This is a genomic window from Delftia sp. Cs1-4 (assembly GCF_000214395.1).
Classification (GTDB): Bacteria; Pseudomonadota; Gammaproteobacteria; order Burkholderiales; family Burkholderiaceae_C; genus Comamonas; species Comamonas acidovorans.
Genome location: NC_015563.1, coordinates 3,159,765 through 3,178,074 on the forward strand (window position 1 = coordinate 3,159,765; position 18,310 = coordinate 3,178,074).

The 18,310-nt window shown below is 64.4% G+C and carries 19 protein-coding genes and 4 tRNA genes; 16 read left to right on the forward strand and 7 right to left on the reverse strand.

The genetic code is table 11. The features are described from left to right. Positions 1-12: 12 nt before the first annotated feature. The 15 genes from DELCS14_RS13990 to DELCS14_RS14060 all read left to right on the forward strand — a co-directional run bounded on the left by DELCS14_RS13990 (position 13) and on the right by DELCS14_RS14060 (position 8,709). Entirely contained in the window at positions 13-1,233 is a 1,221-nt protein-coding gene (locus tag DELCS14_RS13990; RefSeq protein WP_012205824.1) for an IscS subfamily cysteine desulfurase, read from the forward strand. A 43-nt stretch (positions 1,234-1,276) separates the two neighbouring features. Beyond that, complete coding sequence (gene iscU, locus DELCS14_RS13995; protein WP_012205823.1) at positions 1,277-1,675, forward strand: Fe-S cluster assembly scaffold IscU; 399 nt, start codon at positions 1,277-1,279, stop codon at positions 1,673-1,675. A gap of 1 nt (position 1,676) precedes the next feature. After that, positions 1,677-2,000, forward strand: a complete 324-nt coding sequence (iscA, locus tag DELCS14_RS14000; RefSeq protein ID WP_012205822.1) for an iron-sulfur cluster assembly protein IscA — start codon at positions 1,677-1,679, stop codon at positions 1,998-2,000. A gap of 117 nt (positions 2,001-2,117) precedes the next feature. Beyond that, positions 2,118-2,636, forward strand: coding sequence for a Fe-S protein assembly co-chaperone HscB (gene hscB, locus DELCS14_RS14005; RefSeq protein WP_013802210.1), 519 nt, complete (start codon positions 2,118-2,120; stop codon positions 2,634-2,636). Positions 2,637-2,720: 84 nt separating this feature from the next. Beyond that, complete coding sequence (hscA, locus tag DELCS14_RS14010; protein ID WP_013802211.1) at positions 2,721-4,589, forward strand: Fe-S protein assembly chaperone HscA; 1,869 nt, start codon at positions 2,721-2,723, stop codon at positions 4,587-4,589. Between the two features lie 25 nt (positions 4,590-4,614). Continuing rightward, entirely contained in the window at positions 4,615-4,953 is a 339-nt protein-coding gene (gene fdx / locus DELCS14_RS14015; protein WP_013802212.1) for an ISC system 2Fe-2S type ferredoxin, read from the forward strand. A gap of 10 nt (positions 4,954-4,963) precedes the next feature. Continuing rightward, positions 4,964-5,680: a DNA polymerase III subunit epsilon gene (gene dnaQ, locus DELCS14_RS14020; protein ID WP_013802213.1), complete on the forward strand. Its 717-nt coding sequence runs from the start codon at positions 4,964-4,966 to the stop codon at positions 5,678-5,680. Positions 5,681-5,722: 42 nt separating this feature from the next. Further along, positions 5,723-5,797, forward strand: a tRNA-Val gene (locus DELCS14_RS14025). Between the two features lie 37 nt (positions 5,798-5,834). Next, positions 5,835-5,909, forward strand: a tRNA-Val gene (locus DELCS14_RS14030). A 37-nt stretch (positions 5,910-5,946) separates the two neighbouring features. After that, positions 5,947-6,021: transfer RNA gene (locus DELCS14_RS14035), tRNA-Val, on the forward strand. A gap of 37 nt (positions 6,022-6,058) precedes the next feature. Beyond that, a tRNA-Val gene (locus DELCS14_RS14040) sits at positions 6,059-6,133 on the forward strand. A gap of 159 nt (positions 6,134-6,292) precedes the next feature. Next, positions 6,293-7,393: an NAD(P)/FAD-dependent oxidoreductase gene (locus tag DELCS14_RS14045; RefSeq protein WP_013802214.1), complete on the forward strand. Its 1,101-nt coding sequence runs from the start codon at positions 6,293-6,295 to the stop codon at positions 7,391-7,393. Between the two features lie 202 nt (positions 7,394-7,595). After that, complete coding sequence (locus DELCS14_RS14050) at positions 7,596-7,907, forward strand: DUF883 domain-containing protein (protein ID WP_012205816.1); 312 nt, start codon at positions 7,596-7,598, stop codon at positions 7,905-7,907. A gap of 8 nt (positions 7,908-7,915) precedes the next feature. Further along, positions 7,916-8,335: a phage holin family protein gene (locus tag DELCS14_RS14055; RefSeq protein ID WP_012205815.1), complete on the forward strand. Its 420-nt coding sequence runs from the start codon at positions 7,916-7,918 to the stop codon at positions 8,333-8,335. 2 nt (positions 8,336-8,337) lie between these two features. Beyond that, positions 8,338-8,709, forward strand: a complete 372-nt coding sequence (locus DELCS14_RS14060) for a hypothetical protein (protein WP_013802215.1) — start codon at positions 8,338-8,340, stop codon at positions 8,707-8,709. Positions 8,710-8,862: 153 nt separating this feature from the next. On the opposite strand, the gene DELCS14_RS14065 is transcribed toward DELCS14_RS14060, so the two are convergent. Further along, on the reverse strand, positions 8,863-9,909 hold the full coding sequence (locus DELCS14_RS14065; protein WP_013802216.1) for a quinone-dependent dihydroorotate dehydrogenase: 1,047 nt from the start codon (positions 9,907-9,909) through the stop codon (positions 8,863-8,865). Positions 9,910-9,943: 34 nt separating this feature from the next. On the opposite strand from DELCS14_RS14065, the gene rpiA reads away from it, so the two are divergent. After that, positions 9,944-10,636: a ribose-5-phosphate isomerase RpiA gene (gene rpiA / locus DELCS14_RS14070; RefSeq protein WP_013802217.1), complete on the forward strand. Its 693-nt coding sequence runs from the start codon at positions 9,944-9,946 to the stop codon at positions 10,634-10,636. A gap of 21 nt (positions 10,637-10,657) precedes the next feature. Here the strand turns inward: rpiA and DELCS14_RS14075 are convergent, their stop codons facing one another. The 6 genes from DELCS14_RS14075 to DELCS14_RS14100 form a co-directional block, all read right to left on the reverse strand. Beyond that, on the reverse strand, positions 10,658-11,032 hold the full coding sequence (locus DELCS14_RS14075; RefSeq protein WP_228676900.1) for a hypothetical protein: 375 nt from the start codon (positions 11,030-11,032) through the stop codon (positions 10,658-10,660). A 40-nt stretch (positions 11,033-11,072) separates the two neighbouring features. Next, positions 11,073-11,768 carry a glutaredoxin family protein gene (locus tag DELCS14_RS14080; protein ID WP_013802219.1) on the reverse strand — a complete coding sequence of 232 codons (696 nt, stop codon included), beginning with the start codon at positions 11,766-11,768 and terminating at the stop codon, positions 11,073-11,075. A gap of 207 nt (positions 11,769-11,975) precedes the next feature. Continuing rightward, complete coding sequence (locus DELCS14_RS14085) at positions 11,976-14,024, reverse strand: M3 family metallopeptidase (protein WP_013802220.1); 2,049 nt, start codon at positions 14,022-14,024, stop codon at positions 11,976-11,978. A gap of 75 nt (positions 14,025-14,099) precedes the next feature. Beyond that, positions 14,100-14,954: a bifunctional methylenetetrahydrofolate dehydrogenase/methenyltetrahydrofolate cyclohydrolase FolD gene (folD, locus tag DELCS14_RS14090; protein WP_013802221.1), complete on the reverse strand. Its 855-nt coding sequence runs from the start codon at positions 14,952-14,954 to the stop codon at positions 14,100-14,102. An 84-nt stretch (positions 14,955-15,038) separates the two neighbouring features. After that, positions 15,039-15,689: a response regulator transcription factor gene (locus tag DELCS14_RS14095; protein ID WP_012205807.1), complete on the reverse strand. Its 651-nt coding sequence runs from the start codon at positions 15,687-15,689 to the stop codon at positions 15,039-15,041. Then, a complete protein-coding gene (locus DELCS14_RS14100; protein WP_012205806.1) occupies positions 15,686-18,259 on the reverse strand; it encodes a PAS domain-containing sensor histidine kinase in 2,574 nt (857 codons plus the stop codon). Before DELCS14_RS14100 ends, DELCS14_RS14095 begins: the two co-directional genes overlap by 4 nt. Between the last annotated feature and the right edge of the window lie 51 nt (positions 18,260-18,310).

The window sequence follows — 18,310 nt, forward strand, 5'->3', positions numbered from 1 at the left end:
TAAGAGCCAGTCATGGACATGACCCCGCATTTCCCCATCTATCTCGACTATGGCGCGACCACCCCTGTGGACCCTCGCGTGGTGGACGCCATGATTCCTTGGCTGCGTGAGCATTTCGGCAACGCCGCATCGCGCAGTCATGCCTGGGGTTGGGAAGCCGAGGAGGCCATCGAGAAGGCCCGCGGCCAGGTTGCAGACCTGATCGGCGCGGATCCCCGTGAGATTGTCTGGACCAGCGGTGCCACCGAGTCCATCAACCTGGCCATCAAGGGCGCGGCGCATTTCTACCAGGGCAAGGGCAAGCACCTGATCACGCTCAAGACCGAGCACAAGGCCGTGCTCGACACCATGCGTGAACTCGAGCGCCAGGGCTTTGAGGTGACCTACATGGACGTGCAGCCTGATGGCCTGCTCGACATCGAGGCATTCAAGGCCGCGCTGCGCCCCGACACCATTCTGGTCAGCGTGCTCTTCGTGAACAACGAAATCGGCGTCATCCAAGACATTCCCACCATCGGCGCGCTGTGCCGTGAAAAGGGCATCCTGTTCCATGTGGATGCCGCGCAGGCAACGGGCCGCGTGGAGATCGACATGTCCAAGCTGCCGGTGGACCTGATGAGCATGACTGCGCACAAGACCTATGGCCCCAAGGGCGTGGGTGCCCTGTATGTGCGCCGCAAGCCACGTGTGCGCCTGGAAGCGCAGATCCACGGTGGTGGCCATGAGCGCGGCATGCGCTCGGGCACGCTGCCTACGCACCAGATCGTCGGCATGGGCGAGGCCTTCCGCATTGCCAAGGAAGAAATGGCTGAAAGCAACGCCAAGGCCTACGCGCTGCAGCAGCGTCTGCTCAACGGCTTGAAGGATCTGGAGCAGGTCTTCATCAACGGCAGCATGGAGCACCGTGTGCCGCAGAACCTGAACATGAGCTTCAACTTCGTCGAAGGCGAGTCGCTCATCATGGGCATCAAGGGTCTGGCGGTGTCCTCAGGATCGGCCTGCACGTCGGCCAGCCTGGAGCCCAGCTATGTGCTGCGTGCACTTGGCCGCAGCGACGAACTGGCGCACAGCAGCCTGCGCATGACGATCGGCCGCTTCACGACCGAAGAGGAAATCGACTACGCGATCAGCACCATCCGCACCAATGTGGTCAAGCTGCGCGAACTCAGCCCGCTGTGGGAGATGTTCAAGGACGGCATCGATCTCAGCACCATCCAATGGGCGGCTCACTGAGCATTGGCCGGCACGCGAATCAAGTATTGAAGAGGTAGACATCATGGCTTATTCCGACAAAGTGGTAGACCACTACGAAAATCCCCGCAACGTGGGCTCGTTCGACAAGAACGACGAATCGGTGGGCACCGGCATGGTCGGCGCTCCTGCCTGCGGCGACGTGATGAAGCTGCAGATCAAGGTCAACCCCGAAACCGGCGTCATCGAGGATGCGCGTTTCAAGACCTATGGCTGCGGTTCCGCGATTGCCTCGTCTTCGCTGGTGACCGAGTGGGTCAAGGGCAAGACGCTGGATGAGGCGGCTGCGCTGAAGAACAGCCAGATCGCCGAAGAACTGGCTCTGCCTCCCGTCAAGGTGCACTGCTCCATCCTGGCCGAAGACGCCATCAAGGCAGCGGTCGATGACTACCGTGCCAAGCGCACTGCGGTGGTGGCCGCCTGATATGGCGATCTCGCTGACCGATTCTGCGGCCCGCCACGTGAGCCGCTACCTGTCGCGCCGCGGCAAGGGCATCGGCGTGCGCCTTGGGGTCAAGACCACGGGCTGCTCTGGTCTGGCCTACAAGCTGGAGTATGTGGACGAGCAATTGCCCGAGGACGTGATCTTCGAGGACCACGGCATCAAGGTGCTGGTCGATCCCAAGAGCTTGGCCTATATCGACGGCACGGAGCTGGATTTCGTGCGTGAGGGCTTGAACGAAGGCTTCAAGTTCCACAACCCCAACGAGCGTGATCGCTGCGGTTGCGGCGAGAGCTTTCGCATCTGACCGGCATCTGCCGGGCGGCCGGGCCTTTGTGGCCTGGCGGCTGGGCCGGCAGACCCTGATTTCTTCTACTCCCTCAAGAGGCCGCCTTCGCTTCGGTGCTGGCGGCTTTTTATCGACATGAACCTGCAATCGGACGATTTCGAGCTGTTTGCGCTGCCGCGCCAATTTGCGCAGGAGCGCAGCATCATTGACGCGCGCTGGAAGGAGTTGCAGCGCGAGGCCCACCCTGACCGCTTTGCTTCGCAGGGAGCCGCCGCGCAGCGCGTGGCCATGCAATGGTCGGTGCGCATCAACGAGGCCTATCAGCGGTTGAAAGAGCCACTCAGGCGCGCAGCGTATCTCTGCGAATTGCTGGGTGCACCCGTGCGTGCCGAGGACAACACGTCCATGCCCACCGCCTTTCTGATGCAGCAAATGGAGTGGCGCGAGGCGTTGGAAGAGGCGCAGGACGAGGCCGCCCTGGATGCGCTGGACGACGAGGTGCTGCAGGCGAGAAAGAACATGCTGGCTGAATGCGGTCGTCAGCTGGACGAACTGCATGATGCGCAGGCGGCTGTGCAGCAGGTCAGAGCCCTCATGTTTGTTGCGCGATTTGCGCAGGACATAGAGCGTCGCAGCGATCAACTGGGACAATAACCCGCGATCCGCACCTCCCACGAGAGACCCTCATTCACAAGGCAGGCCGGCCGGCCCGGACCTGCAATTTCCCCGAGTATTTTCATGGCGCTTTTGCAGATTTCCGAACCCGGTCAGTCCCCCGATCCCCACCAGCGGCGCATTGCCGTGGGCATCGACCTGGGCACCACGCATTCGCTGGTCGCCGCTGTCCGCAATGGCGTGGCCGAATGCCTGCCGGATGACCAGGGCCGAGTGCTGCTGCCTTCTGTCGTGCGCTATCTGCCCCAGGGCCGTCGTGAGATCGGCCACGCCGCCCAGGCTGCGCTGTCTACCGATGCGGGCAACACCATTGCCTCGGCCAAGCGCTTCATGGGCCGCACGCTGGCTGACATCGATTCGCCGGAAAAGCTGCCTTACCGCTTTGCGGAGCAGGAGGCCGGCCGTGGCGTGATCGGGATCGAGACCGTCGATGGCACCAAGACAGCCGTGGAGGTCAGTGCCGAGATCCTGGCCACGCTGCGTTTCCGTGCCGAAGACACCTTCAATGACGACATCCATGGCGCCGTCATCACCGTGCCCGCCTACTTTGACGATGCACAACGCCAGGCCACCAAGGATGCGGCAAAGCTCGCCGGCATCAACCTGCTGCGCCTGATCAACGAGCCCACGGCTGCAGCCATTGCCTACGGCCTGGACAACGGCTCTGAAGGCGTATACGCCGTCTACGACCTGGGTGGCGGCACTTTCGATATTTCTATCCTGCGCCTGTCCCAGGGTGTGTTCGAGGTCGTCTCCACTGGCGGCGATTCGGCCCTGGGGGGCGACGACTACGATGCGGCTTTGGCCGAGTGGGTGGCCCGGCAGACCGGCGTGGTTCCCCAGACGGCCGAGGACAAGGCCCGCTGGCGCATGGCGGCACGCCTTTGTAAGCAGGCATTGACGGATGCACAGGTCGCAACGCTCACGGCCGAGCTGTCTACCGGCGCTGTGCATTTCGATGTAAAGCGCAGCGATTTCGATGCGAGCACGGCCCATCTGACGGCACGTTCGCTGGCGGCCGTGCGCCGCGCGCTCAAGGACGCAGGGCTGGCGCGCGACGAAGTGCAGGGCGTGGTGCTGGTCGGCGGTTCCACCCGCATGCCCCAGGTGCGCGAGGCTGTGGCCGAGTTCTTCGGCCGCGATCCTCTCATCAATCTCAACCCCGACGAAGTCGTCGCGCTGGGGGCCGCCATCCAGGCCAACCAGCTCGCTGGCAACAGCTCCAGCGGCGACATGTTGCTGCTCGACGTGATTCCTCTGTCCCTGGGCGTGGAGACCATGGGCGGCCTTGTCGAGCGAATCATCAGCCGCAACGAGACCATTCCCACAGCCCGTGCCCAGGACTTCACCACCTACAAGGATGGTCAGACGGCCCTGGCCGTCCATGTGGTGCAGGGCGAGCGCGACCTGGTGGCGGACTGCCGCAGCCTGGCGCGTTTCGAGCTGCGCGGCATCCCGCCCATGGCGGCCGGCGCAGCCCGCATCCGTGTGACCTTCACCGTGGATGCCGACGGCCTGCTGTCGGTAGGCGCCAAGGAGCAGACCAGCGGCGTCGAGGCCCATATCCATGTCAAGCCGTCGTACGGCCTGTCGGACGACGAGGTTGCCCGCATGCTGCAGGACGGCTTTGCCACGGCCCAGCAGGACATGCAGGCCCGCGCACTGGTGGAGGCGCGTGTCGACGCCGATCGCATGCTGATGGCCACCGAGAGCGCTCTGCAGGCCGATGGCGATGTGCTCGCCGCGGACCAACGCGCAGCCATCGATGCGCTGATCGACGCCCTGCGCGCCAGCGTGGGCTCCGAGGATGCCGCCGTCATCGAGGCCGCGACGCAAGCGCTGGCCAAGGGCACGGAGTCCTTCGCCGCCGAGCGCATGAACCGCAGCATCCAGCAGGCCCTGGCCGGCAAGAGCGTGCAATCCCTTTCCTGATTTCTGATCCGACAGCAGATCCGTCATGCCCGTTATCAAAATACTTCCCCACGCCGAATACTGTCCCCAGGGTGCCGAAATCGAGGCGCCCGCCGGAACCTCGATCTGCGAGGCCCTGCTGGACAACAACATCAAGATTGAACATGCCTGCGACATGAGCTGCGCATGCACCACCTGCCATGTGGTGGTCAAGGCGGGCTACAACTCGCTGAACGAGGCCGAGGAAGAGGAAGAAGACCTGCTGGACCGCGCCTGGGGTCTGCAGCCGCAGTCCCGCCTGTCCTGCCAGGCCATCCTGGCACGCGAGGACGTGACCATCGAGATTCCCAAGTACTCGCTCAATCACGCCAAGGAAAACCACTGAGGGCCAGCACATGTCGCGTCAAATCATTCTCGACACTGAAACCACTGGCCTGTCAGCCGACAACGGCGACCGGCTCATCGAGCTGGGCTGCGTGGAGATGGTCAACCGCAAGCTGACCGGCAACAACCTGCATCTGTATTTCAATGCGGGGCGCGACAGCCATCCGGACGCGCTGCGCGTGCACGGCATCACCACCGAATTCCTCAAGGACAAGCCGCGCTTCGAGCACAAGGTCGAGGAGATCTGGGAGTACCTGCAGGGCGCCGAGCTCATCATCCACAACGCGCCCTTTGACCTGGGGTTCCTGAACAAGGAGCTGGAGCTCGCCAACCGCCCGCCGATTCGCCAGTGCGTGAGCGGGGTCATCGACACCCTGGTCATGGCCAAGGAGATGTTCCCTGGCAAGCGCAACTCGCTCGATTCGCTGTGCGATCGCCTGGAGGTGGACAACTCCGGGCGTACGCTGCACGGCGCCTTGCTGGATGCGGAGCTGCTGGCCGATGTCTACATCAACCTCACGCGGGGCCAGGAGGCCCTGTTGATGGCGGAAGAGCCTGTCCAGTCCGAGGGTGGGCTGGTCGTGGCGCAGGTGGATCTGGCCAGCTTCAAGCTGCGCGTGGTACACGCCAATGATCAGGAGCTGGCCGCACACGAGGATGTGATGATGCAGATGGACAAATCGAGCGGCGGCAAGACAATTTGGCGCGGCTTCGAAAATCAGTCCTAGAAGTTATGACATAATCTAAGTCTTGTCGCAGTAACGACATATGGGTGATTAGCTCAGCGGTAGAGCACTGCCTTCACACGGCAGGGGTCACATGTTCGATCCATGTATCACCCACCATTTTTTCCAAAGAGGTTGGCCTAGCAGCCAGCTTCGCGGGTGATTAGCTCAGCGGTAGAGCACTGCCTTCACACGGCAGGGGTCACATGTTCGATCCATGTATCACCCACCATTTTTTCCAAAGAAGTTGGCCTATCAGCCAGCTTCGCGGGTGATTAGCTCAGCGGTAGAGCACTGCCTTCACACGGCAGGGGTCACATGTTCGATCCATGTATCACCCACCATTTTTTCCAAAGAAGTTGGCCTAGCAGCCAGCTTCGCGGGTGATTAGCTCAGCGGTAGAGCACTGCCTTCACACGGCAGGGGTCACATGTTCGATCCATGTATCACCCACCAATCAAGCCCTCCTGAAATCTGTTCAGGAGGGCTTTTTCATTTCCGCTCGGTGCATGGTTTTCAGGCCCTGGAAATTCCAATGTGTCCAGATGATCTGTGGCGTATTCGTGTCTGACGCCGTCTGATAATCGGCTGCTGGACGGCGAAAGGGCAGACAAGATGAGCGAACAGGTCGATTGCGTGGTGGTGGGTGCGGGCGTGGTGGGGCTGGCGGTGGCCAGGGCGCTGGCGTTGCAGGGCAGGGAGGTCATGGTGCTGGAGGCGGCTGAAGCCATTGGCACGGGCACCAGCTCGCGCAACAGCGAGGTCATCCATGCCGGCATCTACTATCCCGAAGGTTCGTTGAAAGCCCGTTTGTGCGTCGAAGGCCGGCAGCGTCTCTACGCCTACTGCGGTGAACGCGGCATTGCCCATCAGCGCTGCGGCAAGCTCATCGTGGCAACGGATGAGGCGCAGCGCGGCCAGCTCCAGACCATTGCACGCAAGGCCGAAGCCAATGGCGTCCACGACCTGCGCTGGCTTGAAGGTGCCGAGGCACGTGCCATGGAGCCCGCGCTGCACTGTGCGGCGGCGCTGCACTCCCCCAGCACCGGCATCATCGACAGCCACGCACTGATGCTGGCCCTGCAGGGCGATCTCGAAAACGCAGGCGGCATGGTGGTCTGCCATGCCGAGGTGCAGGAGGCAGCCATCCGTCCAGGCGGCGTGTGGCTGCGCACGGCCGATGGGACGGAACTGACGGCCCGCACCCTGGTCAATGCGGCAGGTCTTCATGCGCCATTGCTGGCGGCCCGTTTGCAGGGGTTTCCGCAGCAGTTTGTTCCGCAGGCCTTCTATGCCAAGGGCAACTATTTCACGCTGTCCGGGCGGGCGCCGTTCTCGCGCCTGATCTATCCCGTGCCCGAGGCGGCGGGCCTGGGCGTGCATCTCACGCTGGACATGGGTGGCCAGGCCAAGTTCGGCCCCGATGTGCAGTGGGTCGAGAGCCCAGGCGATCTGCAGGTCGATCCCGTGCGCGCCGATGCCTTCTACGCAGAGATCCGCCGGTATTGGCCGGGTCTGGCCGATGGCGCGCTGGTGCCCGGCTACGCCGGCATCCGCCCCAAGATCAGCGGCCCCGGCGAGGCCGCCGCAGACTTCGTGATTCAGGGGCCTCAGACCCACGGCGTTGCGGGCGTGGTGCAACTGCTGGGCATCGAGTCACCGGGATTGACCAGCTGCCTGGCCATTGGCGCGCACGTGGCGCAATTGCTGGCCTGAGGACCTGCCGGTTCACGACACACGGCCACGGCAGGCCTTGTCTGACAAGGCTCAGGCCCTCTCGCTTCCCGGAAGCCCCGGAACAATTGGATAAGATGCTTGCATGTAACAAGGGCCTTGCCCATGTTGCGTGACAGGTATCGGGCGACATGATTGCCTGCTCCCCGCTGTATTTGTTTTCACCTCAATAGAAAGGCTCATCATGACGAAATCGATCACTGACACCGTCTCCACCGCACAAGCCGATCTTGAAAAACTGGTCGGCGACCTGCGTGGTCTGCTGTCCGCCAAGGAGCTGGATGCCGTGCCGGAAATCCATATGCTGCGCCAGCGTATCGATGATGGCATGTCCAATGTGCGTGAGTCCGCGGTGCGTGCGGCGCAGGAAGCGGCCCGCCAGGCCAAGGATGCCGCCTACGCTGCCGATCGCTACGCCCACGATGAGCCGTGGCGCGTCGCAGGCGCGGCCCTTGCCATGGGCGCCTTGCTGGGCTTCCTGCTGGGTCGTCGCTGATCAGCGGCATGCCTGACCAGAAAAGGATGCCTGTGAATTGGATTTCCCTTCTGGGTTTGGATGCCTGGGTGGCGCGCTGGCGCGCTTCCGTGATCGAGCTGGCCATTGCCGCAGAAGACCGCACGGACTTGGCGCGGCTTGAATGGGCCGAGCACAAGCGCAGCATGCAGACGGTGGTCGTGCTGCTGATTGCGCTTGCTGGACTCAGCGTCGTGGTCATGCTCACGCTGTCGGTGGCCTTGCTCGTGCAGTTCTGGGACACCGAGCACCGCGTGCTGGTGGGCTGGCTGGTGGGCGGTGGCTGGCTGGCGGTCTGGGCCATTGCCCTGTGGCAATTGCTGGCTGCCGTGCGCCGCCTGGCCCGCCCCTTCATCCTTACCCGCAATGAGCTGAGCCAGGACTGGCAGGCGCTGAAGAAGAGGCTGTAGCCATGGTCGATGCTTCCAACGCTTCCCCGTCCCGCAACGCTGTCACGCCACCCGCGCCCACGGGGCTCAACGCGGAGCTCTGGGTCACATCCACCGTTGAGCAGCAGCAGGTGATGCAACGCATTGCCCAGCAACGCGAGCGCCTCAAGGCGCGCTCTGCGGCCGTGGCCCAGGCCCGGGCATTGAGCCGCTCTGCCACCCATGTGCAGCCCGATGCACCGCTGGTGGAGCGTGCCATCACCTTTGCGCGCCTGCATCCCGTGGCCGTGGCCGTGGCGGCCGGTGCCGCACTGATGGTGGGCCCGCGCAAGCTGCTGCGATTCGGCACCACCGTCATGCCCCTGATCCTGCGCTGGCAGCAGCGCAGGGGTTGAGGGCCGAGAAGCCTGCTTCTCTCCCAAAGAAAACGCCCGGCATGCCGGGCGTTTTCGCGTTCTGCGTTCAGTGCGCCAGCACTGGCTGTGTGGTGTCTTGACTCAGCTGCCTTGACTCGGAACGGCCAGGCAGCCACCTGTCTGGCACGGGCCTCAACGCAGCTGGGCTATGGCGCGAGCGGTCTCGGGCACCAGTGCAGGGCCTCGGTAGATCAGGCCGCTGTAGATCTGGACCACGTCGGCGCCTGCGCGGATTTTGCTGACGGCATCTTCGCCGCTGAGAATGCCGCCCACGCCGATGATGGGGTAGCGGCTGCCCAGGGCGGAACGCAGCTGGCGGATGACCTGGTTGCTGGCCTCCAGCACCGGCGCACCGGACAGGCCGCCCGTTTCCTGCGCGTGGGGCAGGCCCTTGACGGCTTCCCGGCTGATCGTGGTGTTGGTGGCGATCACACCATCCATGCCATGGCGCTGCAGCGTGGCAGCGATGACGCCGACCTGCTCTTCATCCAGGTCGGGTGCAATCTTCACGAACACCGGCACCCGCTTGCCATGCTGCGTGGCCAGCTGCTCACGGCGCTCGGCAATCGCACCCAGCAGGGCGTCCAGCGCTTCGTCGCTTTGCAGGGCACGCAGGTTCTTGGTGTTGGGTGAGCTGATGTTCACCGTCACGTAGTCGGCATGCGGGTACACGCCGTCCAGCGCCTTGAGGTAGTCGCTGGTGGCATCTTCGATGGGAGTGGTCGCGTTCTTGCCGATGTTCAGCCCCAGCAGCATGGGTTTGCCCTGGGCGCGGGCCTGTGAGCGCTTGACGTTGCTCAGGAAGGCGTCCAAGCCTTCGTTGTTGAAGCCCAGGCGGTTGATCAGCGCATTGCGTTCGGGAATGCGGAACATGCGCGGCTTGGGGTTGCCCGGTTGCGGGCGGGGCGTCACGGTGCCCACCTCGACGAAGCCGAAGCCCATGGCGGCCAGCGCGTCGATGCAGCGTGCATTCTTGTCCAGACCCGCTGCCATGCCCACGCGGTTGGGGAACTTGAGGCCGGCAAGCTCGACGGGGTCACTCACCATGGGCTGTGCCCACGCCTGCTGCAGGAGCGTGTTCTGCCCCTTTGCCATCAGGTTCATCGTGAGATCGTGGGCGGATTCGGGGTCCATGCCGAAGAGAAAGGGACGGGTCAGGGCGTAGGGGATCAGAGACATGGGGATAATCAAAGGATTACCTGGATTTTCCCTCATGACGACATCTGCTGCCTCTTTTTCCCAAGATGAACTCAAAGCCCTGGTCGGGCAAGCCGCTCTGGCCTATGTGGTGCCCGGCGAAATCGTCGGCGTTGGCACCGGCTCCACGGTCAACAAGTTCATCGATGCACTGGCCACCATCAAGGACCAGATCCCGGGCGCCGTGTCCAGTTCCGTGGCCAGCACCGAGCGCCTGAAGGCGCTGGGCATCAAGGTGCTGGATGCCAACGAAGTCGCCAGCCTGTCGGTCTACATCGACGGAGCCGACGAGATCGACGGCCGCGGCTACATGGTCAAGGGCGGCGGCGCCGCGCTGACGCGCGAGAAGATCGTCGCTGCGCTGGCCGAGCGCTTTGTGTGCATTGCCGATGCCTCCAAGCGCGTCGAGGTACTCGGAGACTTTCCGCTGCCTGTGGAGGTGATTCCCATGGCCGCTGCCCAGATTGCGAACCGTTTCAAGGCCATGGGTGGCCGCGCCGAGATCCGCATGAAGGACGGCGTACCCCTGGTGACGGACAACGGCCAGCACATTCTTGATGTGCGCGGCCTGAAGATCGCAGAGCCTCTGGCCTTCGAGTCCGACGTCAACCAATGGCCTGGCGTGGTGACCGTGGGAGTGTTTGCGCACCAGAAGGCATCGGTCTGCCTGCTGGGCACGCCCGAGGGCGTGCAGACGCTCAACTATTGAGCGAAGGCCCTCCGGCCTCGGCTAGCCGAGGCTCTCGAACGCCACGGCACCTGTGATCCACGCGAGCAGGGCCAATGCACCCAGGCACAGCGCGCGCAACGAAGCTTGCGCGCGCTGTTTTTTGTGGCGCTGCATGAGCAAGGCGATGGCCGCCAGCCCCGTGTAGATGGCAAGGAACGCAGCCGTCGCCATGTAGTAGGCCAGACGGTTGAGGCCATTGCCCAGGCCTCCGTCATGCATGAACCACAGCGTGATCAGGCAAGGCACCAGCGCCAGGCTGGCCAGCCTGAAAGGCTCGCGCCATGAAGGCCTTGCAACCAGGGTCCACGCGATGAGCGCGGGCAGGCCGACAAGCGTGGCAAGCCTTGCCATGGTCCAGACTACATCGGACAGCATGGAATCCACTGTCGGGCTCCTGATTGCGGCAGGCGCTTGCCTAGAAGCTCAGGCCTGCGGGGTTGTCGTTGGTGCGTGCACCAGGCGTTGGAGCGGGCATGGGGGGGCGCCGGCTGCCCGGGTCCTCGGCAGCGGCGGGTGCTGCTGCGGGCGCCGATGCCGCCGCCGATGCAGCGGGCGTAGGCGTGGTCAATGGCTGTGCCGATGGCCGCTTGTACTGGGCCGGCAGTTGCGAGGTCGCAGGATAGCCTGCGGCATCCAGGTATTGGGTCCACTCGCTGGACGAGAAGCCGCTCAGGAACTGCTTGCCAATGGTGGCGAACGGCAGGCTGTTCTGGCCGCTGAGCTTTTGCAGGGCAGCGGCGTCCGCCTCGGTCTGCACCAGGCGCTCAGCATAGGGAATGCCTCTGGATTGGAGCAACTGGCGCGCGCTGTCGCAGGGCGCGCAGTCGGACGAGGTGTACAGCGTCACCGGAAAGCGGCCGGCGATCTGGCGCAGCGCATAGGGCAGGTTGGCATTGCTGTCAGCGGTGCCCGCGACTGACGGGGCGGCAGGCGCTGCCTGCTGCTGGGCGCTTTGGGCCGGGCGGTCCGAGAAAGTGACTTTTCCATCGGGCCCGACGATACGGTAGACCTGTTGTGCGCTGGCCGGCAGCGCGGCAGCGAGGCAGACGAGGGCGAGGCATGGCATCAGGTGGCGCAGGGCGCCGCGGCCAAGGCTGGGAGAAGACTGCATGGACGATCTCGGTTTCGGAAGAAGGGTTTCGTGCCGGGGGCCACCACTCGTCGGATGGATGCCCGCACAGGAGTGCCTGCAAGCATAGCGTGCCATTCATCCTGGGCCATCTTCTGGAGCCACAGGATGTGGCTGCGCGCATCCGATGGGGTGGTCGGGCCAGGAAAAAGCGCCCCGTCGGGGCGCTGCAGACCTGGGACCGGGCTCTCAGGCCTGGGCCATGCCCTGGTGGCGCAACAGCGCATCCAGCTGGGGTTCGCGGCCACGGAAGGCCTTGAACGACTCCATGGCCGGGCGTGCCCCTCCGGCCTCCAGAATCGCCTCACGGTAGCGGCGGCCTGTCTCGGGGTTGGGGGTTCCATCGGCCAGCATGGTTTCCTCGAAGGCCGCATAGGCATCTGCCGAGAGGACTTCAGCCCACTTGTAGCTGTAGTAGCCGGCTGCATAGCCGCCTGCAAAGATGTGGCTGAAGGTGTGGGCCGAGCGGCTGTAAGGGGTCGACGGCAGCACGGCCACCTCGGCGCGCACGCGGGCCAGCAGCGGCATGATGTCTGCCTTCGGATCGTGCTCGGTATGCAGCAGCATGTCGAACAGCGAGAACTCGATCTGGCGCAGCGTCTGCATGCCCGACTGGAAGTTCTTGGCCGCGATCATTTTGTCGTACAGGGCGCGCGGCAGCGGCTCGCCGCTGTCCACGTGGGCGGTCATGTGCTTGAGCACTTCCCATTCCCAGCAGAAGTTCTCCATGAACTGGCTTGGCAGCTCCACGGCATCCCATTCCACGCCCGCGATGCCCGAGACGTCGCGCTCGTTGACCTGGGTCAGCATGTGGTGCAGGCCGTGGCCCGTTTCATGGAACAGCGTGATCACGTCATCGTGCGTGAGCAGGGCCGGCTTGCCGTCAACGCCGGTGGCAAAGTTGCAGACCAGGTGCGCGACCGGCGTCTGCAGCCTGTGGTTGTCAGGGCGCAGCCAGCGGGTACGCACATCGTCCATCCAGGCGCCGCCACGCTTGCCCGATCGCGCCGGCTGGTCCAGGTAGAACTGGCCGACCAGCTCAAGGCCTTGCGGCGTGCTGCGCTCGATGCGGTAGAACTCGACGGCGGGATTCCAGACCGGCGCCGCGTCGCGGCGGATGGCCACGTCGAACAGCGTCTCGACGATCTTGAACAGGCCGGCCAGCACCTTGGGCGCAGGGAAGTACTGTTTGACCTCCTGCTCGCTGAAGGCATAGCGTGCCTCCTTGAGCTTTTCGGAGACATAGGCCCAGTCCCAGGGCTGGGGATCGGCCAGGCCCAGTTCATCGCGTGCGAAGGCGCGCAGGTCGGCGACATCCTTCTCGGCATAGGGGCGGGCCCGGTGCGCGAGATCGCGCAGAAAGTCGATCACCTGCTGTGGCGAATGCGCCATCTTGGGAACCAGCGAAATCTCGCCGAAATTGCGGTAACCCAGCAACTGCGCCTCTTCCTTGCGCAGGGCCAGGATCTCCGAGATGTTGGCCGTGTTGTCGAAGCGGATGGCATCGCCCTCGGCCTGGTCGGAGGCGCGTGTCACATAGGCGCGATAGAGCTTCTCGCGCAGCGCACTGCTGGCCGCGAACTGCATCACGGGCAGATAGCAGGGCATCTTCAGCGTGAGCTTGAAGCCTTGCTTGCCTTCGGCCTCGGCGGCGGAGCGGGCTGCCTGGCGCACATCCTGCGGCACGCCGTCCAGCTCCTCGGCCGTGGCGTAGTAGGCGAATGCATCGGTAGCGTCGAGCGCGTTCTCGCTGAACTTCTGCGTGAGTTCGGCCGAGCGTTCCTGGATCTTGGCAAAGCGCAGCTTGTCCTCGCCCCGCAGCTCGGCGCCGGAGAGCACGAAGTTGCGCATGGCATGGTCCCAGGCCGCACGCTGCTCGACATTGAGCGTGGCGGGGTCAATGGCCTTGTACTTGGCGTACAGGCGCTCGTCGGCACCCAGGCGTGTCCAGAATTCGGTGACCTTGGGCAGGGACTCGTTGTAGGCGGCTCGCAGCTCGGGCGTATCGGCCACGCTGTTGAGGTGGCTGACGGCGCCCCAGGCCGTTCCCAGCTTCTCGGTGGCGACATCGAGCACGGCCGAGATCGAATCCCAGCGCGCCGGAAAGTCGGGTGCCGTGACGGTCTCCAGGGCCTCTGCGGCCCCGGTCAGCAGGATATCGATGGCCGGGCCGACATCGGCAGGGCGTATGCGATCGAACAGGGGCAGGTCGGAGGATTCGAGGAGGGGATTGCTCATGCGTGTCAGATGCCGTCGGGTGCATTGAAATCAAGCGGCTCTCCAGGGAGCCGCCCGATGCTTGTCAGCTCCTGGTCAGCCGGCGGCGCGCTCGGCCGCCTCCATGGTGTTGACCAGCAGCATGGTAATCGTCATGGGGCCGACACCGCCGGGTACGGGCGTGATGAAGTCGGCCACTTCCTTGACGCCGTCAAAGTCCACGTCGCCGCAGAGCTTGCCTTCGTCGTTGCGATTCATGCCCACGTCGATGACCACGGCGCCAGGCTTGCACATGTCTGCAGTCAGCACGTTGCGCTTGCCCACGGCGGCGACCACGATGTCGGCCTGGCGCGTCATGGCGGCAAGATCGGCCGTGCCGCTGTGGCAGATGGTGACGGTGGCATTGGCGGCCAGCAGCATCATGGCCATGGGCTTGCCGACGATGTTGGAGCGGCCGATGACCACGGCGTGCTTGCCGCGCAGGTCCTTCATACCGATGGATTCGAGCATCTTCATGCAGCCGTAGGGGGTGCAGGCCTTGAAGCCGACTTCACCCACCATCAGCGCGCCTGCACTGGCCACGTGAAAGCCATCCACGTCCTTGAGCGGCGAGATGGTCTCGATGACCTTGTGGTCGTCGATGTGTGCGGGCAGCGGCAGCTGGACCAGGATGCCGTGGATGCTGGGGTCGTTGTTCAGCGCCTCGACGCGGGCCAGCAGTTCAGCCTCGGTCATCGAGGCATCGTACTTCTCCAGCACCGAATGAAAGCCCGCGTCCTCGCAGGCCTTGACCTTGTTGCGCACATAGACCTGGGAGGCAGGGTTGTCGCCGACCAGGACCACGGCCAGGCCTGGCGTGGTGCCGCGGGCCTTCAGGGCGGTGGCGCGCTGGGCGACTTCGGCACGCAGTTGGCGGGAGAGGGCGTTGCCGTCGATGAGTTGGGCTGTCATTGCAGTGAATACCAATAAAAATGCTGCTAGGGCTTGTTGATCAAGCGCTAGCAGCTCTTTGAAAAAAAGCGGTGGTGTCTGGGCTTATCCGGCGACGGCTGCCTTGGCCGCTGCAGCGGTCTGGCCTTGGCCCAGGGCGATCTTGAGCAGATCGGCCACGGTGTTGGCGTTGAGCTTTTCCATGATGTTGGCGCGGTGCGCCTCCACCGTCTTGATGCTGATGCCAAGATCGTCGGCGATCTGCTTGTTCAGCCGGCCGGCGACGATGCGCTCCAGCACCTGGGCTTCACGGCTGGTCAGCTTGGCCAGCAGCGCGTCGCGGCTGGCGGCCTGCTGGTGGCCGGCAAAGGCTTCGCGGGCATGGTCCAGCATGCGCTCGACCAGGTTCAGCAGTTCCTCTTCGTTGAATGGCTTCTGGATGAAGTCCAGTGCGCCCTTCTTCATGGTGTTCACCGCCATGGGCACGTCGCCGTGGCCGGTGATGAAGACGATGGGAAGGGGGGACTTGCGTTCGATCAGGCGGTCCTGCAGTTCCAGGCCCGTCATGCCGCCCATGCGGATGTCGACGATGAGGCAGGCGATCTCGCGTGGGTCGTAGCGCGAGAGGAAGGTCTCGGCCGAGTCGAAGCAGCGCACACGATAGTCCTTGCCCTCCAACAACCATTGCAACGAATCACGAACCGCTTCGTCGTCATCAACTACGTACACAGTGCCTTTTTTCGGGATCAAGCTCATGCAATCGTCCTTGTTGTGGGTTCAATGGTCGCTGCCGGCGTTGTCGCGTCGCCCGGCGGGGCCAGCGGCAGCCAGAATGAAAACCGGCAGCCGACAACCTCGGAACCATTGTAGAGGTTCTCGGCACGCATCCGGCCCTGGTGGGACTCGACAATGCTGCGGCACAGATTCAGCCCCATGCCCATGCCTTCGCTCTTGGTGGTGAAGAAGGCCTCGAAGAGGCGCTCCAGCACCTCGGGCGGCAGGCCCTTGCCGGTGTCCTGCACGTTGAATTCGATGACGCGCTGGTCCTCGATGGTGCGCGGCACCACGCGCAGTTCCACGTTGCGCTGGTGGCTGGGGCGGCCCGACTGCTCGATGGATTCGGCGCCGTTCTTCATGAGGTTGACCAGCACCTGCTCGATGAGGATGGTGTCGGCCATGATGGCCGGCATGCGCTCGGCCACGTGGTAGGTCAGTTGCACATTGCGGCGGCGCAGCTCGATCCCTGCCAGCTCCACGGCCTCGCTGACCATGTCGGTGACCTGGGCCAGGGTGCGGTTGGGCTCGCTGCGCTTGACGAAGGAGCGTATGCGCAAAATGATTTGTCCCGCGCGCTGCGCCTGGTGGGCGGTTTTCTCCAGCGCGAACTTCATCTGCTCTTCGGTCAGCGTGCCCTTTTCAAGCCGGGTGAGCATGCCGCTGCAGTAGTTGCTGATGGCGGTCAGCGGCTGGTTGAGCTCATGGGCGACGCTGGACGCCATCTCGCCCATGGTGATCAGGCGGCTGACGGACTGGGCGTGCTCGGCCTGGCGATCGGCCTGCTCCTCGGCCAGGCGGCGCGGCGTGATGTCGGTGGCGATCACCATCTGGGCCAGGCGGCCGTCCACCCAGCTCAGATAGCGCGATCGCACTTCCAGCCACTTGCCCAGTTCGGGCAGGTAGATCTCGGCGTTTTCGCTGCGTGCGCTGGTCAGCGAGTCGGTGGGCAGGCCCATGAGGCCGTCCTCGTCGTCCATGCCTTGCGGCTGCGAGCGCACGGGCAGCACGCCGGCCTGGGCGACGAGCTGCAGGTGGCCATCGGTCTGCGAGCCGAACCATTGCCGGTACAGCTTGTTGGCGAACAGCAGCTCGGCGCTGCCCAGCGGGGCGACGGACACCGAGGCGTCCAGCGCCTCCAGCACGATGGTGAAGCGCTCATAGGAGGCGGACAGTTGCTCGCGGATGCGGTTGGGCTCGGTGATGTCGGTCATGGACGACATCCAGCCCGTGTGCTGGCCATGGGCGTCGATCAGCGGCGAGACATACAGGCGCGCATCGAACTGCGTGCCGTTCTTGCGCTGCACGCGCACCTGGAAGCCGCCGACGATGGTCTTGCCCGAAAGCTCTTCGCGCAGCTTGGAGTGCAGGTTGTCGTAGTCGTTGTCGGGCCAGTAGGAGTAGGGCGGCATCTGGCCGACCAGCTCTGATTCGCTCCAGCCCGTCATCTGGCAGAAGGCGGCATTCACATAGGTGATGCGGCCTTGCAGGTCCAGCGCGCGCATGCCGGTGAGCACGGAGTTTTCCATGGCGCGGCGGAAGTTGGTCTCGGCGACCAGGGCCTCCTGGGCGCGCTGGCGGCGGCGCGTGTGGCGCCAGGTGGCCAGCAGCAGCCATGCCGTCATCGCACTGAGCGTGCCCACCAGCCAGAACAGGCCGCTGCCGACCACGCCCAGCGAGGTGCGATAGGCCTGGGCACGCAGCACCAGGCTGTTGCCAACGGGAGCGACGGGGGCCTCGTCCTCGTTGGCAACGGTGCGCCAGCGCAGCAGTTCGGTGGCGGTCTGCTTGCGCGGTGTCAGTGGCGTGCCTGCCAGCACCTGGCCCCGGCTGTCGAGCATGGTCATGGCGTAGCGGGCCATGATTTCGGTGGGCGTTCCATAGCGCAGCAGGCTGTCGATGGAGTACTCGCCCAGCAGTTCGCCGATGTAGCGGCCATCCTGTGCCAGCGGCACATGCAGTTGCAGCAGCGGCGCGGCTTCCCCCTTGTGGGCCAGTCCCTGCACGTAGATGGGTTGCTGCATCTCGCGCGCGAGCTGGTAGGCCTCCAGCGCGTCTCCGGCGCGCAGCACTTCACGCGGGATGCGCAGCTGCTCGCTGCTCACGGTGGGTGCGGACTGGCTGGCCAGGATGCGCCGCTGTGCATCGATCCAGGTTATGGACTGCAGTTCCGGGTACTGGCTGATGAGTGCTTCGGCGCGGCTGGCGAAGTCGGACTCGCCCAGGTCGTGGTTGCCGATGTCGCGCGCCATGCGCATCAGTTGCTCCTGGCGCTCGAGCAGACGCAGGCGCACGCGTTGCTGGGCATATTCCACGTCGCGGTGCAGCGCTTCCTTCTCGCGGTCGATCTCCTCCATGCGCAGGTACCAGAAGGAGGCCACGATGGCCGCCATGAACATCAGTACGGCCGCGAGGGGGGCGAGCGCCGCGAAGCGGTCCTGGCGCGTGGGGGAAAGACTGCGCCACCAGCTGCGCCACCAGCGCACTGGCGCGGCCACGCCTGCCATGGGGGCAGGGCTGTGCGTGCCGTGCTCGGAAGGGGAGGATTGCATGCGCCCAGTGTAGGGGAGAGTCTGACTGTTTTTAAGGAGTATTGGAGTCGC

Bases quoted from the DNA above. Each gene is read 5' to 3' on its own strand.
- DELCS14_RS14050 (WP_012205816.1), top strand. From the start codon at position 7,596: ATGACGAAATCGATCACTGACACCGTCTCCACCGCACAAGCCGATCTT.
- rpiA (WP_013802217.1), top strand. From the start codon at position 9,944: ATGACGACATCTGCTGCCTCTTTTTCCCAAGATGAACTCAAAGCCCTG.
- DELCS14_RS13990 (WP_012205824.1), top strand. From the start codon at position 13: ATGGACATGACCCCGCATTTCCCCATCTATCTCGACTATGGCGCGACC.
- hscA (WP_013802211.1), top strand. From the start codon at position 2,721: ATGGCGCTTTTGCAGATTTCCGAACCCGGTCAGTCCCCCGATCCCCAC.
- DELCS14_RS14095 (WP_012205807.1), bottom strand. From the start codon at position 15,689: ATGAGCTTGATCCCGAAAAAAGGCACTGTGTACGTAGTTGATGACGAC.
- DELCS14_RS14100 (WP_012205806.1), bottom strand. From the start codon at position 18,259: ATGCAATCCTCCCCTTCCGAGCACGGCACGCACAGCCCTGCCCCCATG.
- iscA (WP_012205822.1), top strand. From the start codon at position 1,677: ATGGCGATCTCGCTGACCGATTCTGCGGCCCGCCACGTGAGCCGCTAC.
- hscB (WP_013802210.1), top strand. From the start codon at position 2,118: ATGAACCTGCAATCGGACGATTTCGAGCTGTTTGCGCTGCCGCGCCAA.
- DELCS14_RS14080 (WP_013802219.1), bottom strand. From the start codon at position 11,768: ATGCAGTCTTCTCCCAGCCTTGGCCGCGGCGCCCTGCGCCACCTGATG.
- DELCS14_RS14085 (WP_013802220.1), bottom strand. From the start codon at position 14,024: ATGAGCAATCCCCTCCTCGAATCCTCCGACCTGCCCCTGTTCGATCGC.
- DELCS14_RS14045 (WP_013802214.1), top strand. From the start codon at position 6,293: ATGAGCGAACAGGTCGATTGCGTGGTGGTGGGTGCGGGCGTGGTGGGG.
- fdx (WP_013802212.1), top strand. From the start codon at position 4,615: ATGCCCGTTATCAAAATACTTCCCCACGCCGAATACTGTCCCCAGGGT.
- DELCS14_RS14065 (WP_013802216.1), bottom strand. From the start codon at position 9,909: ATGTCTCTGATCCCCTACGCCCTGACCCGTCCCTTTCTCTTCGGCATG.
- DELCS14_RS14060 (WP_013802215.1), top strand. From the start codon at position 8,338: ATGGTCGATGCTTCCAACGCTTCCCCGTCCCGCAACGCTGTCACGCCA.
- iscU (WP_012205823.1), top strand. From the start codon at position 1,277: ATGGCTTATTCCGACAAAGTGGTAGACCACTACGAAAATCCCCGCAAC.
- folD (WP_013802221.1), bottom strand. From the start codon at position 14,954: ATGACAGCCCAACTCATCGACGGCAACGCCCTCTCCCGCCAACTGCGT.
- DELCS14_RS14075 (WP_228676900.1), bottom strand. From the start codon at position 11,032: ATGCTGTCCGATGTAGTCTGGACCATGGCAAGGCTTGCCACGCTTGTC.
- DELCS14_RS14055 (WP_012205815.1), top strand. From the start codon at position 7,916: ATGCCTGACCAGAAAAGGATGCCTGTGAATTGGATTTCCCTTCTGGGT.
- dnaQ (WP_013802213.1), top strand. From the start codon at position 4,964: ATGTCGCGTCAAATCATTCTCGACACTGAAACCACTGGCCTGTCAGCC.